The sequence below is a fragment of the Mesobacillus sp. genome, assembly GCF_047739415.1.
Taxonomy (GTDB): domain Bacteria; phylum Bacillota; class Bacilli; order Bacillales; family Cytobacillaceae; genus Mesobacillus.
Genome location: NZ_JBIQOE010000073.1, coordinates 1 through 14,877, shown reverse-complemented (window position 1 = coordinate 14,877; position 14,877 = coordinate 1). Strand labels below are relative to the sequence as shown.

Sequence of the window (14,877 nt, the reverse complement as noted above, 5' to 3'; positions counted from 1 at the left end):
CAGCTTTTAGTTATTCGCAAGTAATGTGGGGTTTTGCGATCATAATTCTTTCTATAAGACCTTTTTCTCGATATTCTCACATTTCAGGCTTATTGAATCTTTCTATGGGCCCTTTTTCTTGATCTTCTCTCATTTTAGGCTTATAGAATTTTTCTATGGGCCCTTCTGCTTGATCTTCTCTCATTTCAGGCTTATAGAATCTTTCTATGGGTCCTTCTGCTTGATCTACTCTTATTTCGGGCCTATAGAATCTTTCTATGGGCCCTTTTCCCAGTTCCTGACGCATTTAGGGTTTATAGAATCTCACTTACGCAGCTTCTTTTGTAATTCATAAAGCATATTCATGGCCTGCAAAGGGGTCATATCAAGGATTTCAAGTCCGTTTAATTGGTCAAGAACCTGCTTCTCCTTTTTGCTTGCACCACTAGCTTTCTTCTGTTCAGGCGCTTCATCGAAGAATGATAACTGAGAAGCGGCTGCTGTTTCTGCTGCCTGCAGCATGCTTTGTTTGTCTTGCTCATCTTGCAATGTTTCCCGTACAGAGTCTAAGCTCTTCTGACTCTCAGACCCAAGCGAAATCGGTGTGTCTGTTTGCTCAAGTATGTGCAGGATTTCCGCAGCACGTTCGATCAGGTCTGGCGGCAATTCAGCAAGCTGTGCAACATGGATGCCGTAACTCTTGTCCGCTGCACCCTCCCTGATTTTATGAAGGAAAACCACTTTGCCGTTCTGCTCAACTGCGCTAACATGTACATTCTTTAATTTTTCCAATTCATTTTCCAGTGAAGTCATTTCGTGATAGTGTGTCGAAAACAGCGTCTTTGCGCTGATTTTATCATGGATATATTCAATCATAGCCTGGGCGAGTGCCATGCCGTCATAAGTTGAGGTACCACGGCCGATTTCATCAAAAAGGATTAAACTGTCTTTCGTCGCATTGGTAATCGCGTTCTTTGCCTCCAGCATCTCGACCATGAAAGTACTTTGTCCGGAAACAAGATCATCTGCCGCTCCAATCCTGGTGAAAACCTGGTCGAATATCGGCATGACCGCCTCAGAGGCCGGGACAAAACAGCCTATTTGCGCCATAATTGCTGTCAGGGCAACCTGGCGCATATAGGTGCTTTTACCAGACATATTCGGTCCGGTAATCAGCAGGACTTCACGGTCGTTGTCCATATAGCAATCGTTAGGCACGTATTCCTGAGCATCCATCACCTTTTCTACAACTGGATGGCGTCCATCCTTCAGGACAATTTTCCGATCAACTGAGAAAACAGGTTTTACATAATGGCGCTGTTCGCTAAGCTCTGCGAATCCAAGTAGTACATCGAGCTCACTTAGAGCCCTGGCGAGTCCCTGCAATCTAGGAATATATTCTTTTATCGATTCACGGATTCCGGTAAATAGCTGGTATTCAAGCTCGACGCTTTTTTCCTCGGCAGCTAAGATCAAGTCTTCCTTTTCTTTCAGTTCAGGTGTGATGAAGCGCTCTGCATTTGATAACGTCTGCTTTCGTTCATACTGGCCTTCCTGCAAAAGATGCAGGTTCGCCTTCGTTACTTCGATATAGTAGCCAAACACCCGATTGTAGCCGACCTTCAATGATCTTATGCCTGTTTTCTCACGCTCGTCGCGTTCAAGCATGGCAATCCAAGTCTTGCCGTTCCGGCTGGCATCGCGATACTGGTCAAGCTGGTGGTCGTAGCCATCACGTATGATGTTCCCTTCCTTGACGGAAATTGGAGGGTTATCAACGATTGCCTGTTCGAGCAGATCCGCCGCCTCCTCGCATGGGTCAAGTCTGTCTGCCATAGTGGCTGCTTCCTCATGGGAGAGGCTCTCCAAAATATGCTTTAGGGACGGTACCTGTAATAAAGACCTTTTTAGCTGCATCAGGTCTCTTGGATTCAAGTTGCCAAAAGCAACCCTGCCAGCCAAGCGTTCGAGATCGTATACCTCTTTCAGTTTTTCGCGCAATTCCTGGCGTTCGAAAAACTGTCCGACAAAAAGCTGTACCAGTTCCTGACGGCGGCCGATCTCAGCTTTGTCAATCAGCGGTCTGTTGATCCACTGCTTCAGCATCCTGCCGCCCATCGCGGTCATCGTCTCATCAAGCAGCCATAAAAGTGTTCCCTTTTTCGCTGTAGAGCGTATTGTCTCTGTCAGTTCAAGGTTGCGCTTCGAAAAATAATCAATTTTCATATACTGCTGAACCTTGTACACAGATACCTTTTGTAAATGGTCCAGACTGCGCTTCTGGGTTCGGTACAAATAATTGAATAATCTTGAGGCTGTGTTTTTCAATTGTTCATTTTCCAGGTCAGCAAACAGTTCTGAAAAGCTATCATTTAAATCGGTGTTATCTTCAATTGAAAGCGCCAGGATAGAACGCTCCTTCAACTTTTTCTGGATTTCCGGCGAAAGCGAGCTTTCGATGACAACTTCCTTTGCTCCAGAGATCGATAATTCGTTAATAAGCTCTTCGATACTGCCGTTAACTAATGTCGCCCTGCTTTCCCCTGTCGATAAGTCGCTGCAGGCAAACCCATATGTGTCACCAGGGAAAACCGAAACAGTAGCTATAAAATTATTTTCTTTTTCTAAAAGACCTCGACCCTCCATTACTGTTCCCGGTGTGATTAGCTGAACGACTTCCCGCTTAACAACACCTTTGGCTGTCCTAGGATCTTCTGTTTGCTCACAAATTGCGACTTTATAGCCTTTGTTAATCAGCTGTTCAATATAGTTAGGGGCCGAATGGTAAGGGACACCGCACATCGGAATCCGTTCCTCACCGCCGCCCTCTCTGCTTGTCAGTGTTATTTCAAGCTCTTGGGATGCTTTTAATGCATCCTCAAAGAACATTTCATAAAAATCTCCCAAACGGAAAAATAAAAAGGCATCCTGGTAATCCGCCTTCACTTGCAGGTATTGCTTGATCATAGGGGTATATGCAGCCATATTATCCTCCAAAATTCACTTTGCTTTATTGTTAGGGTTGTACAGAGATTCTGCCACTCCCTTTTTGATTTATCATTTTCGGGTAATGCAGTTGACCTGCTTTTACCCTTTTTACTACACTCTCTTATTTTCGGGCAATGCAGCGCCTCTGCTTTTACCATTTTCCCTACACTCACTTATTTTCGGGCAATGCAGTGCCTCTGCTTTTACCCTTTTCACTACATTCTCTTATTTTCGGGCAATGCAACAGGTCTGCTTTAACCCTAATAGCTTCGTTACTTAACATTCGGTCAATCCAAGAATTTTTTTCGACTCTTACTCTAAATATCTATTATAACTCGACAAAATATAATTTTCGATAGAATCCCCTTAAAAAGAATTACCAGTCCAAATATGGACTGGCATACACATCATTCGTATTTCATTCTTTTCAGGCCGATTGTGAAAAAAAGTAAGCTGAATACAAGCAAGACTACTGTAGAATTACGGATTGCAGGAATATAAAGGCTTCCACTGACGATTTCACGGAATCCTGTGATCATCCAGCTCTGGGGCACGGCCTTGGCTATTTGCTGCATGAAATCCGGAACTATTTCCAGTGGCCAGTATACACCTCCCAGCATACATGTACTGACGATCAGCACCGCACTTAGTGCACTTGCCTGTTGTCTCGTCTTCACGATACTAGCCATCATTAGGCCAAATCCGACAATCGTTATAATCACTAGTGCTGCAAATGGAACGAAGTAAATCAAATTACCCCACATGGAACCATAAATTAAATTCATCACGACCATAAGGACGAATAATTGGATTGCCCCCATCAAGAAATATGAAAATAGGTATCCTGCCATCACCTGGACTTTCGACGTTGGTGACGTGAGCAGACGCTGCCATGTTCCTCCAATTTTTTCATCAAGAATGGCTGAAGCTGCTCCTGAAATCCCAAACATCATGAACATGATGGTAAAGCCGATCGCCAACATGCCGACGGAACCAGTAGTTGATTCTTCTTTTTGGATTACTTCACTGCTTATATCCAGCGTTTCTCGCCCTGCTGCTTTATCAAGTATAGCGTTGACGGCGACTGTATCTTGTTCTGGAACCATTTCAAATGTTTGAATAACTGTCCTTCCAACACCCTCTACATAACTGCTTAGGGCTTGATATTCCTGTGTTTTTCTTTGGACAACGATTTGAAAAAGCGGCTTTCCCAATTCCAAATTCTCAACTATCGATTCAGCGAAAATCACCGCTGCAATGGCTTCCTGGTTTTCAACTGAACTCCGTGCTTGTATTTCATCTGCCTTAAGCCAGTTGTATTGGTCATTTGAAGACAGTAGATCCATGATCCTGCTGTTACTTTCATCCTCTTGCGCAACCATCAGGACGACAGGTTTATCTTGTGAAGATCCTCCTGAGCCAATACCTCCAAAAATAATACTGAACATGATTGGCATAATGAACATCAGCACAATTGCTGATGGTGATTTGAACAATGATTTCAGGTGTAAAAACGCGATGGACAAAATCTTACGCATGCAAAGCCCTCCTTCTTGCAGATAGGGATACAAACGCAATTAAAAGGGATCCGAAACCAATCGCGACCAAAATGCCGGCTTCTATCCATACTTGCCATAGATTTGCACCAGACATCAACTTCAGGAATGTTTGGAGTGCAAGGGCATTGGGAAGGACTTTCACGACCGAATTGACCCAGTCCGGAAAAATATACAATGGAACCATGCTCCCTCCAACTGCCGCCATTATTTGTGTGGCAAGCATGCCGGCTGCATTGAATGTCTTCTCCGTTTTAACAAGAGTGCCGAGTAGCACGCCGAGTCCGCATACGCTAAAAACAAAAGAAAATCCAACTATCATAACACCTGTCATCGATTCTCCCCAACGAACATCATAAAGGTACCGTGTTCCAATAATGATGATGAAAAATTGAACGGAAGACATAAACAGCAGGCCAATAAACTTTCCGATTAAGTAATGTTGATTGGACAGTTTTGTAACCAGAAGACGATTATATACATCATGTTCCTTTTCATCAATCATGGCGCTTACTCCGGTGATTACCGTCATCAACAAAAACATGACACCCATACCCGCGGCATAATACTGGAATGACCCTACTGGTTTTTGATCCCGGTCTACCGCTGCTTCTTCAACTATGTTTACATCAGCATCAGTGAATTGAGACATAGCCGGAAGGGCTTTACTCATAGCGGATGCTCCAGCAACCTCCATAGCTATTACATTTACGGCAGCACTCTGAGTGAATTGCAGCACGACGTTCTCCACAATCGATGACTGAATCGAAGCGGACGGAATGGAGATGACTTTCACCTCAGATTTCCTACCCGAAATGATATGGTCCGAAAAATCAGGTGGAATAATGACTCCCACGGATAGTAGCTGCTGCTTTAAATTATCTTCCAGCTCCTCTTCAGTCATTGCCTCTGCAGAAATGAGTTCAGGCAGACCTTTCATGAATACTTCTTCTGCTAAAGCATTTCCTAGTTCACCTTCATCAAGATTAACAATACCTACCTCGAACTTTTCCATGGAGGCCACTTCTTCTTCCCCCATCATATTGCCAAAGGCTGCCCCAAGGATCCCAATCAATAAGATTGGCATGAATACAAGCGTCAACAACGCCTTCCGGTCTCTTCCCATAAGGAGCGCATCTTTCAATGCCAGCCACCAAAACCCCATTTTCATAACCTCCTTAATCCCTTAAACTTCGACCAGTAAGATGGAGGAACACACTCTCGAGATTTGGTTCAACTATTTCAACAGAGGCGATTTCAAAACCGGCCCCTGTAACCGACTGGATCAACTCACTTAGTATTTTTTGTGGTGCCTTATGAAAAATGGCAAGTTCATTTTGACTTATTAAGAGGTCCTTTTCAGGTATTTCAGAAGTAAAAATTGACTTTATGCTTTCAAGTTCGACTGCTCCGGAAAAGTTCATGACAATACGAGAACGATCACCGATTGTTTCCCTTAATTGCGAAATAGAGCCTGAAGTAATGAATTCTCCTTGATCCATAATGCCGATCTTTTCACAAAGATACTCGACTTCCTCCATATAGTGACTTGTATAGATAACTGTCATCCCATCACCATTTAGCTTTTTTACCGTATCAAGAATGTGGCTGCGAGATTGAGGATCTATCCCTACGGTCGGTTCATCCATGATCAATAGCTCGGGGTTATGTAAAATCGCGGCACCGATGTTAACTCTCCGCTTCATCCCTCCTGAAAAAGTCTCTACTTTTTCCTTGGCCCGATCAGCCAATCCGATGATTTCAAGCACATCATTAATTCTTTTCTGTAAGTGGTCTCCGCTTAAACCGTACATTCTTCCCCAGAATGACAGGTTTTCCCTAGCACTCATGGTTTGGTAAAGAGCAATTTCCTGAGGAACGATTCCTAAAAGCCCTTGCCCGCACTTTGGTTGCCTGACCATATCAACGCCAGCAATTTCAATACTTCCTGAACTCGGTGGAAATAACCCTGTAATCATTTGGATCGTTGTTGTCTTTCCTGCTCCATTGGGTCCAAGGAGACCAAAGGACTCTCCCTTTTGGACGGAAAAAGAAACATTCTTGACTGCCTCGAAATCTTTAAACCTCTTAGTTAATTGCTTTACTTTCAAGACTTCCAACCAAAACACCTACTTTCGACCTGTGTTGATTCAATTATCTCAAACATTCACGTCTCATGAAATAAATTCCAATTAATATATGAAAATATTTAGAAAAGATCCTAATTGATTAGAAGTCAATTAATTACCGTCTCTTTTCTTGGCCAAGCAAAAAAGCAAGACATCAGTATGTCCTGCTTCTAAGGTTGAAATACTTTATATTTCCGTGCTGTTTCGACCCATTCATATCGCTTGTGTGTTCCCAGCTTCTCACCAATTTTCTGGCGGTGATTTTCTACTGTTTTGACTGATATATCTAGCCTTTCTGCTATGTCTTTCTGGGAATATCCTTTAACCGTAAGGATGAAAACCTCCTTTTCCCGCTTGGTGATTGGAAGGTCGATCAGATTAAATTGGTCACCCTCTGTATCATCCTCCCATATATGTGTATCGAAAACCTTCTGGTTCGCTAAAATTTTATCCAGAGATTGGATGAGGTCGTCACGCTTCAGCTGCTTGATTAGGTAGCCGTCAGCTCCCGCTTCATAAGCCTTCTTTTGATATCCGATATCATCATGCATCGAGAAAATCACTATTTTCGCGTCCGGTAGAAGCTTCCGCAGCCTTTCCAAAGTCGTCATTCCATCCAGGCCGCCCGGCATCGAAAGATCCAGAAGTACCAGGTCGGCGGGAAAGTCCACAGCAGCTTTAACAGCTTCGTAACCATCACAGGCACAAATCCTCCCATCAATACAAAAAGATTGCTGCAAAAGCATGCTCAGCCCATCCCGGACGATTTCATGATCATCGATGATCATTAGGTTCATCTTCCCTCTCTCCCTCCACTTTTGTTAAAGATACAAACCCTTCCACCTTTGTTGGGCCGCCTTCCTTGCTGATCCACTTGATGTCCCCATCAAGCATCTTGCAGCGCTCGTACATATGCTTCAAGCCGAGCCCTTTCGTTTTACATCCAGTTGAAATAAAACCTTTGCCATTGTCGTATAACTGGAAAAAGATATATTGATAGTAAGTCTTTAAATGAATGGAGAAATAGGTTGCTTTTCCATGACGTACCGAATTTGTGATACTTTCCTGGATGATCCTGAATAGATGAAGTTCTTTTTCTGGATCCAGTTTCTGCTCCCTATCAAGCTCCATCTCCAAAAAGATATCTATCTGGTACAGCTTTCTCCAATCCTTTACTGCTTGCCGAAGCGATTTTTCCAAACCAATGTCATACACGATTTCAGGTCTGAGGCTTTTGGTCAGACTCTTAATATCTTTAAGTGTTTTTTTCATGACATTGACCATGTTGGTGACATGATTTTGATATTTATCCTCACTGATATTCTGTTTGATTACCTCGAGGCCAAGGAATATGCTATAGACACTTTGTCCGATATGATCATGCAGTTCCATGGCAATCCTTTTACGCTCTGCCTCCTGTGCGAGGAGCGTTTCTTGTACAAGCAGCTCATGGAATCGTGCCCGCTCACTATTTTCATTTTGGACTGGAGGCCGTAATCTTAGGACATAATATACCTTTTCTGATATAGTCATTTTTTTTAAAGACATCTCGAACTCTTCAAGCCCCTCATACACTGCCAAATGGGAGTTAAAAAAAGGAATGGGATTATCAGAGGTTAAGATACAGCGATTCTCATCCTCTTCCAGCTCTCTTTCCTGGCAATAAGTACAGTAAGGGACTTTCTCTCCAAGCTTCCAGCCGGTCATGCCAACTGCTTTTTCATTAAGATAATTAATCGTACGATCTTTATCCATAACAATCATGCCCTCAGGCAGATGATCGATAATTTCTTCCAAAAGTTCTGTTTGCATCAACATAATTGATCCCTCGCTAAAACATCTCTTCATCACAACTACATTTTAACCTCTATTTCAGCTGATACTTCGCCATGTTTATTAACATTAAGTGAATTTACCTCCATAAAAAAAGACCCAATAAGGGTCAAAATTAAGAAAATAACTTTTTTGCGTATTTACTGTGATGGTCTGTTTCACCGAGGTAGTGAAATCCGTTTGCTAAATAAAACTGATTCAGTTTGCTGTTGTCTGTTACACAGTCTAATCTTAGATATGTTTTGTCCGTTGAATGATTCTTCTCAATCCAATTTATTAGCTCTTTTCCAAAACCTTTGCCTTTATGTACCGGTAATACTGCGAGCCTATGCAAATACACTGAATCTCCCTTAGTATCCACACCAAAAATATGTCTATCCCAATCACTTTGGACTGTCGAGAGGGTAAACGTTGCGATTAATTCTTTACCATTCAGGACTATGAATGTATCTTTTTGTTTAATCGATTCCAGAATCTCCTCATCATCCCCTCCATCCAATAGATATCCCCACTGATTGATCTCATTATCTTGCATCCACTGCGCGACATTTTTCAGCATCTCAATGATCATTGTTCCGTCTTCTATTACAGCAAGTCTTATCTGAGCATCTTCAAGCAAAATTACACCCGCTTCCTATTTATTTATTTATTTATTTTACTATTCGATAATCCAATTGTTTTTCCTTCAAAAAAAACAGGCTGAGCTCAGCCTGTTCAAAAGATAAACCACTATTTTAATGTTTTAAGAACTTCCTCAATATCTTCATTGATCATTTCAGCTGCCTGAGTCATTGTCCTGACATCCTTTGATGCCCAGTAATCATATAAACGTGCCAGGTCATTGCGATTATATACCTGATTACCATAATGGCTGTAGAAATAGGCAACCAAAAGATTGACCACGTTGGCCGGGAGTTTGCTTCGGGTTGAAATTGACCTCAGTGCAATATTCTCAAGTCCTCGGATGTTATTATCAGTGAATTTTTCTACTACTTCAATTGGCATAGCGTTTTCACAGAATGAAAGGAATTCTGGATCAGTTAATTGTTTATTCATTTGAAAATCTCCTGCTTAATTTAGTTATTCAGATTGTTTCCAGCGCATCCTTAATAAGTTCGATGTCCTTTGATATTGATTGTTTTAATGTGGCATTTTCACACCGCTGGTATTCTTTATGAAGTCTTCTTAGTTCTTCGTAAAAGATCCGATATTCATAGTTGTTAATCATAATCGCCCTCATTATTTTTTACTGTCTAAGAAATATTTTCCCATTTATACCTCATGTCAAACAAAATAAATAATGAGGATGTGATTAAGCTAACATTATCATTAAGCAGGCGAGAAAGGGAAGAGGTAATATGATTCATTTGAATTTCCCAACAAAGCTGATTACATTCTTGTCCCAAAATGCTCTTTTTTATTAAGCAAGTCAACGAAATTCCAGCTTATATTTCCTCATTTTTTTTAATCAAAGCCAAAGCTTTTTGAAGGGCCCAGCTCTGATGCTCATGAAATAACTTCTTCACTGCTGCGCCAGTTTCAACCCACCTGAGTTGATGGTCCTCTTCCACGGATTCTCCCGCCTCTCCGGCTATTCTGGCAAAATAAAAATGCCCTTCTCCGAGATAATATTCCGAGTCCTTCTCTGAATAAAAGTAACGCTGTGCTTTTCCAATCCATTCTCCAATTTCAAGCAGCTTTCCCATTTCTTCAATGCCTTCCCTAATTAGACACTCCTCATGACTTTCATGTCCTTCCAACCCGCCGCCTGGAAGGAAATACTTCCCATCACCCGTCTCAATTAAGGCAACCAAATCTTCATCTTCATTAAAAACGACTCCATACACACCCGGCCGCAAGGTATAGCTAACTCCTAATTCCTTTTCACCAAAAGTGATCATATACATCCCTACTGTCTAAAAGAATCATTTAATCCATTCGAGACATCGAATCGGGAGACATCGGAACTCATAACGATAAGACGTCTGGATTGAAATAGCGTTAAATAGGTTATGAATACAATAAAGTATACAAAAGAGCTTAATATATGAGAAAATCAGTGTTTTTTGGTGTAATTTTCTGGATCCATGGTACCTCTTCCGCATTCTTGATAGTGACTGCAAATTCCGTAGCCCAATGGCCCGAATGGAAAATGACTTCACCCTGCCGAATAAGATTCACTGTGAACCACTTGAATTTATGATTCTTTTCATATTTGTTCAAAAGTATATCTTGTGCGCTTTTATCGTTGGAGATTTTAAAAACCGTCATGTGGTCGCCGACATGAACTGAACTATTAAGAACAGATTGAATTTCCTTGATAGCAACCTGCTCTTCATTCCAGCAATGGATTTCTACAGTATCTGTTCTTTCAAGGAAATGCTCGACTAAAGGTCTCCAATACTCATAATCATCAGTAAGAGGAAAGGTAGTATCCACTTTCTCAGAATAACTCCAGGGTACTGTAAATTGCACTTCCATCGACATCCCTCTTTTTACATTCACGTTGGAAATATAATTCTGTGTTCTTGTCTGATATCCCTTCTTTTCTGGTTCACTTACTCTTTTAAAATATGTTTATATTTTTCATGAGTTTTTGATTGCATTGCTTCTGTAACGAGCGGCGTAAAATCACCATTTACATGTTCAACGACCATATTGTAAAGCATCTGCATCCTTACGTCCTGGTAAGCCATCTGGATATGGATGTTTTTCACATTCATATCTTTCATCATTAAAGCAGAATTGAAATTATTACTTCCCATTAACTTTGAAACTGCCCTTGTTTCCAGTACAATGTCTTTTTCCTGTTCGGAGAGCTTCAACATTTCCGTATTTAGTTGAATATCAGGCATATCAGCCAGCTTTACTTCTCCTTTGCGGTTAGGATCTATAAGTTCAAGCATCGCTCTCACATGCTCCCTCAGCATCTGGATATTCAACTGGATTAATTTCTTTAATTCTTGATCGTCCACAATCTCCTTGAATATCCTTAACTTACTGATAACCCCTTCATGTGTCGGCAAATGTTCAGCCATGATTCCTAAATCAGCTGCAGGCAAATTCATCTTAATAATCCCTCCTCGTTCATCATAGGCAGTATATTCGGAAAGATGTTATCTGTTCTTAGAAGGATTTTTTCCATATTTTAGAGAATTACCTTAGTAAATAATTGAAAGGATAATTTTATGTTACAAAAATTAGAAAGCATAACACTCAATATTTTTATGGTTATTTTTATATTTTCTTCTATTGAGAGCTATTTTGAGCTGGACTGGATCGCCCAGAATAGTCCATTCTTTTTCTGGCCTTTTTCATGTCTTATTTTCAGCAATATTATTTTGCAAATAATAAACTTTATAATAAAGAAAAAGAGAAAGCGAGAAGGTTCAATCAATACATAAAAGACCTGGACATCTTTTATTGCCCAGGTCTTCTTTCTTTTTACTTATAAGAATATTACCGGAACTGCTGCTGCAAGCAACAGATAGCGCAAAATGAATCCGCCTGCGAGTACGGCACTTTCTGTGATCAAAGTGGCGGAAATTCCGTGAGATCCGGAAGCTGCTATTTCCAGTCCCGCCTGGCTATGATGAAGTTTTTTCGCATTCCATAATTCGAGAGCCTCTGCACCAATTGGAACTATCAATCCGATAACAATCAGACCCATCCAGAATAGGATGCTGTACTCACCGTAGAGCAGCATGGCAACAGACTGTGCTGCAGACTCATTGGTTGATGAAGTAATCAGGAACATTGTGAAAATCAGGAATACTTCGGAAATCAGCAATGTTAAGTGGATTTTTTTGAGAGCCATCACATGATGGATTACCTTTTTATCCACGATTGCTGACACGAGCATAGTACCGGCAATTCCTGTTGAGAATGCTGACACGACGAACAGGATTGGCAAAATTGCTGTATTCCATAGTGGCACTGCTCCAATGACCCCAATCAGGAAACCGGTGTAAATGGCAGTAGCGACAGCAAAGACGATGCCGACGTACTCCACAATTTTGTTTGTATCTTTTTTCAGTAATTCCATCAAGGCGATATAGGCTGCAACCATCATGAAAAAGCTAATGAAATACGTACCGATTGTCATGACAGAACTGAAATTTGTAAACAAATAGATGAACCTTAACGGATCCTTCAGACCTGCTTCTGCATCGACAATAAGAAGCAATAGACCTATGCCCATAAGAATCGGGCTAACTAACCTTCCGACAATCCTGACTGTTTTGGCATCAGGATATTTCCTTGCTGCATAGGAAGATGTTAAAAACGCACCGGCACTAAGTCCAGCAAGGAATAAATAGGCAGCGATAATTGTTCCCCAAACCATTATAATCACCTCACTTAGTAAATTTTTGCCTTGCCTAAGTCCGGCCTTAAAGGCTGGGCATTCATTTTAACGATTGCTTTTGAAACTTCACTGTTTGGATCATCAAGGTCACCGAATATACGGGCATTGCTGATGCATGTGCTGACACAGGCTGGCTGCTTACCTTCTGCCACAAGCTCTGCACAGAAGCGGCATTTTTCAACTACCCCGGTTTTATGATCCTGCGTTCTGGCGCCATAATGGCAAGCTACCATGCAATACTTGCAGCCGATACACTTATCTGCGTCGACTAGCACGATGCCTTCTTTTGTCGTGTAGGTTGCCTTTGTCGGGCAGACACTCACACATGGGGCATCTTCGCAGTGCTGGCATTGTACTGGGAAGATTTCATTTTTGACGTTTGGGAATACTCCCGTTTCTTTTTCGTAAAACTTAATATATGACTCTTCTACCGGAAGCTCATTCTGCATCTGGCAGCTTACCCGGCAAGCATAACAGCCGACGCATTTACGTGTGTCTATTACCATTCCATAGCGTGCCATCAGCCATTCACCTTCCTAACCTTCACGATTACTTCGTGGATATTTCCTGCTCCACTCCATTTTTCAAAATCGAATGGTACGTGTTCCATATAGCCAAGCCGACTCCGTATCCAATCTTCAAATCTTTGGACGTTATGCCGTAGTGGCTCGGAACAAAGATTGCCTCTGGATGGATTCTCTCAGTAACTTTGACCCGAATTTTGCTAGTTGCTTCACTGGATTTCAATTCAACCATATCGCCACCCTTGATTCCCAGCGCTTTTGCACGAACCGGGTTGATCCAGATTCTTTCTAGGTCATAATCCTTTGTAATCTGCATCAATATTGGTATATTCGCCGTTTGCGTATGGCTGTGAATGGCCTGTTTACCAGTGATCAGACGGAAAGAATCATCTGCCTGGCTTACCTTCGGCTCAATCCATTCGACGATCGGTTTGAATCCTGCTTCTTTGTATGTTTCACTGTAAAATTCTACTTTTCCTGAAGGTGTCTTCAATTTCGGCATTTCCCCGATTTTAATTTCCTCATTCGGGAACATGATGGTTCCTTTTTCCCTAAGCTGTTTATACGTAATACCAGTCGGAGCAAGCATCGCTTCGTTCAATTCATCAAGGGAGAAGTTGAAATACTCTCCTACACCGCAGACTTTAGCTAACTCTGTATAGATTTCATGTATTGGTTTTGTCTCCGGATGAACCTTCTCAACCATTTGCTGACGAAGCGCGATACCTGGTATCTTCCCTGATAAACCTTCAATTACTTCATCACGTTCAATATAAGTCACTTCAGGAAGGACATAATGTGCCAGTTGTGCCGTTTCAGACATTTGTACATCGATGGCCACAACGAGATCCATTTTAGAAAGAGCTTCCTTCATTACTTTCGGATTTCCATAGCCTAGTGCTGCATTAGAATGATAATAGATTGCCGCCTTCATTTTGCCTTCCAATGCTTCTTTTGCCACCATCGTTGCAACACCGTGACTGTGATAAGCAAGCGGGAATTCTTTCTTACCTGCTTTTGGGCCCTCAGGTTCTTTCGGGCTAAGGTGTTTTACTTCATTTAGTGTACCAAGCTTAGGTTTGCCACCAAATATACTTCCGCCTTTTTGCTGGTAGTTGCCAAGTAAAGCATTGAACATCGCTACTGAACGGCCGGTTTCTGTACTATTTTCATAGTTGCAGCCGAATGCTCCTCTCCACGATTGCTCAATCAACGCCTTCGGTTTGGCCTTGCCCATGTCAATGGCAATCCGTGTAATAGCGTCTGCAGGGATACCCGTGATTTTTTCTGCCCATTCTGGTGTGTATTTTTTAAGTTCTTTTGCGTAATCCCCAAAAACAACAGTGTAGTTTTTTATGAAGTCCATGTCATGGAGGTTTTCCTTAATCAATACATGGGACATAGCCAGCACTAATGCAAGGTCTGTACCAGGACGGATTGCAAGCCATTCGGTTGCGAGATTGCCTGTATTGTTTAAACGCGGATCGACAATAACAATCTTT

Annotated in this window: 15 protein-coding genes; all 15 read right to left on the bottom strand. The window is 41.8% G+C overall.

From position 1 onward, the window contains the following. Positions 1-303 precede the first annotated feature (303 nt). A complete protein-coding gene (gene mutS / locus ACH0QE_RS06305; RefSeq protein WP_415799843.1) occupies positions 304-2,964 on the bottom strand; it encodes a DNA mismatch repair protein MutS in 2,661 nt (886 codons plus the stop codon). 410 nt (positions 2,965-3,374) lie between these two features. Beyond that, the gene (locus tag ACH0QE_RS06300; protein ID WP_415799841.1) at positions 3,375-4,505 is read right to left on the bottom strand and encodes an ABC transporter permease; all 1,131 of its coding nucleotides are present in this window, start codon (positions 4,503-4,505) and stop codon (positions 3,375-3,377) included. Further along, the gene (locus ACH0QE_RS06295) at positions 4,498-5,688 is read right to left on the bottom strand and encodes an ABC transporter permease (protein ID WP_415799840.1); all 1,191 of its coding nucleotides are present in this window, start codon (positions 5,686-5,688) and stop codon (positions 4,498-4,500) included. The genes ACH0QE_RS06300 and ACH0QE_RS06295 overlap by 8 nt, the downstream gene beginning before the upstream one ends. 13 nt (positions 5,689-5,701) lie before the next feature. Beyond that, positions 5,702-6,643, bottom strand: a complete 942-nt coding sequence (locus ACH0QE_RS06290) for an ABC transporter ATP-binding protein (RefSeq protein ID WP_415799839.1) — start codon at positions 6,641-6,643, stop codon at positions 5,702-5,704. Between the two features lie 179 nt (positions 6,644-6,822). After that, positions 6,823-7,449, bottom strand: coding sequence for a response regulator (locus tag ACH0QE_RS06285; protein ID WP_415799838.1), 627 nt, complete (start codon positions 7,447-7,449; stop codon positions 6,823-6,825). Next, positions 7,427-8,470, bottom strand: a complete 1,044-nt coding sequence (locus ACH0QE_RS06280) for a histidine kinase (RefSeq protein ID WP_415799837.1) — start codon at positions 8,468-8,470, stop codon at positions 7,427-7,429. Before ACH0QE_RS06280 ends, ACH0QE_RS06285 begins: the two co-directional genes overlap by 23 nt. A gap of 130 nt (positions 8,471-8,600) precedes the next feature. Further along, positions 8,601-9,104 (bottom strand): GNAT family N-acetyltransferase, encoded by a 504-nt coding sequence (locus ACH0QE_RS06275; protein WP_415799836.1) that lies wholly within the window; start codon positions 9,102-9,104, stop codon positions 8,601-8,603. 110 nt (positions 9,105-9,214) lie between these two features. Next, positions 9,215-9,541 carry a hypothetical protein gene (locus tag ACH0QE_RS06270; protein WP_415799835.1) on the bottom strand — a complete coding sequence of 109 codons (327 nt, stop codon included), beginning with the start codon at positions 9,539-9,541 and terminating at the stop codon, positions 9,215-9,217. 28 nt (positions 9,542-9,569) lie between these two features. Next, entirely contained in the window at positions 9,570-9,713 is a 144-nt protein-coding gene (locus ACH0QE_RS06265) for a hypothetical protein (RefSeq protein ID WP_415799834.1), read from the bottom strand. Positions 9,714-9,930: 217 nt separating this feature from the next. Then, entirely contained in the window at positions 9,931-10,386 is a 456-nt protein-coding gene (locus ACH0QE_RS06260; protein ID WP_415799833.1) for an NUDIX hydrolase, read from the bottom strand. 139 nt (positions 10,387-10,525) lie between these two features. Beyond that, positions 10,526-10,966: a hypothetical protein gene (locus ACH0QE_RS06255; protein ID WP_415799832.1), complete on the bottom strand. Its 441-nt coding sequence runs from the start codon at positions 10,964-10,966 to the stop codon at positions 10,526-10,528. A gap of 77 nt (positions 10,967-11,043) precedes the next feature. Continuing rightward, positions 11,044-11,553: a hypothetical protein gene (locus ACH0QE_RS06250; RefSeq protein WP_415799831.1), complete on the bottom strand. Its 510-nt coding sequence runs from the start codon at positions 11,551-11,553 to the stop codon at positions 11,044-11,046. Positions 11,554-11,933: 380 nt separating this feature from the next. After that, a complete protein-coding gene (nrfD, locus tag ACH0QE_RS06245; RefSeq protein ID WP_415799829.1) occupies positions 11,934-12,830 on the bottom strand; it encodes an NrfD/PsrC family molybdoenzyme membrane anchor subunit in 897 nt (298 codons plus the stop codon). A gap of 14 nt (positions 12,831-12,844) precedes the next feature. Further along, complete coding sequence (locus ACH0QE_RS06240; protein ID WP_415799827.1) at positions 12,845-13,372, bottom strand: 4Fe-4S dicluster domain-containing protein; 528 nt, start codon at positions 13,370-13,372, stop codon at positions 12,845-12,847. Positions 13,373-13,400: 28 nt separating this feature from the next. Further along, a partial coding sequence (locus ACH0QE_RS06235) for a molybdopterin-containing oxidoreductase family protein (protein WP_415799826.1) occupies positions 13,401-14,877 on the bottom strand: 1,477 nt, incomplete at its 5' end.

Bases quoted from the DNA above. Each gene is read 5' to 3' on its own strand.
- nrfD (WP_415799829.1), bottom strand. From the start codon at position 12,830: ATGGTTTGGGGAACAATTATCGCTGCCTATTTATTCCTTGCTGGACTT.
- ACH0QE_RS06270 (WP_415799835.1), bottom strand. From the start codon at position 9,541: ATGAATAAACAATTAACTGATCCAGAATTCCTTTCATTCTGTGAAAAC.
- ACH0QE_RS06255 (WP_415799832.1), bottom strand. From the start codon at position 10,966: ATGGAAGTGCAATTTACAGTACCCTGGAGTTATTCTGAGAAAGTGGAT.
- ACH0QE_RS06260 (WP_415799833.1), bottom strand. From the start codon at position 10,386: ATGATCACTTTTGGTGAAAAGGAATTAGGAGTTAGCTATACCTTGCGG.
- ACH0QE_RS06300 (WP_415799841.1), bottom strand. From the start codon at position 4,505: ATGCGTAAGATTTTGTCCATCGCGTTTTTACACCTGAAATCATTGTTC.
- ACH0QE_RS06280 (WP_415799837.1), bottom strand. From the start codon at position 8,470: ATGTTGATGCAAACAGAACTTTTGGAAGAAATTATCGATCATCTGCCT.
- ACH0QE_RS06265 (WP_415799834.1), bottom strand. From the start codon at position 9,713: ATGATTAACAACTATGAATATCGGATCTTTTACGAAGAACTAAGAAGA.
- ACH0QE_RS06240 (WP_415799827.1), bottom strand. From the start codon at position 13,372: ATGGCACGCTATGGAATGGTAATAGACACACGTAAATGCGTCGGCTGT.
- ACH0QE_RS06285 (WP_415799838.1), bottom strand. From the start codon at position 7,449: ATGAACCTAATGATCATCGATGATCATGAAATCGTCCGGGATGGGCTG.
- ACH0QE_RS06250 (WP_415799831.1), bottom strand. From the start codon at position 11,553: ATGAATTTGCCTGCAGCTGATTTAGGAATCATGGCTGAACATTTGCCG.
- ACH0QE_RS06295 (WP_415799840.1), bottom strand. From the start codon at position 5,688: ATGGGGTTTTGGTGGCTGGCATTGAAAGATGCGCTCCTTATGGGAAGA.
- mutS (WP_415799843.1), bottom strand. From the start codon at position 2,964: ATGGCTGCATATACCCCTATGATCAAGCAATACCTGCAAGTGAAGGCG.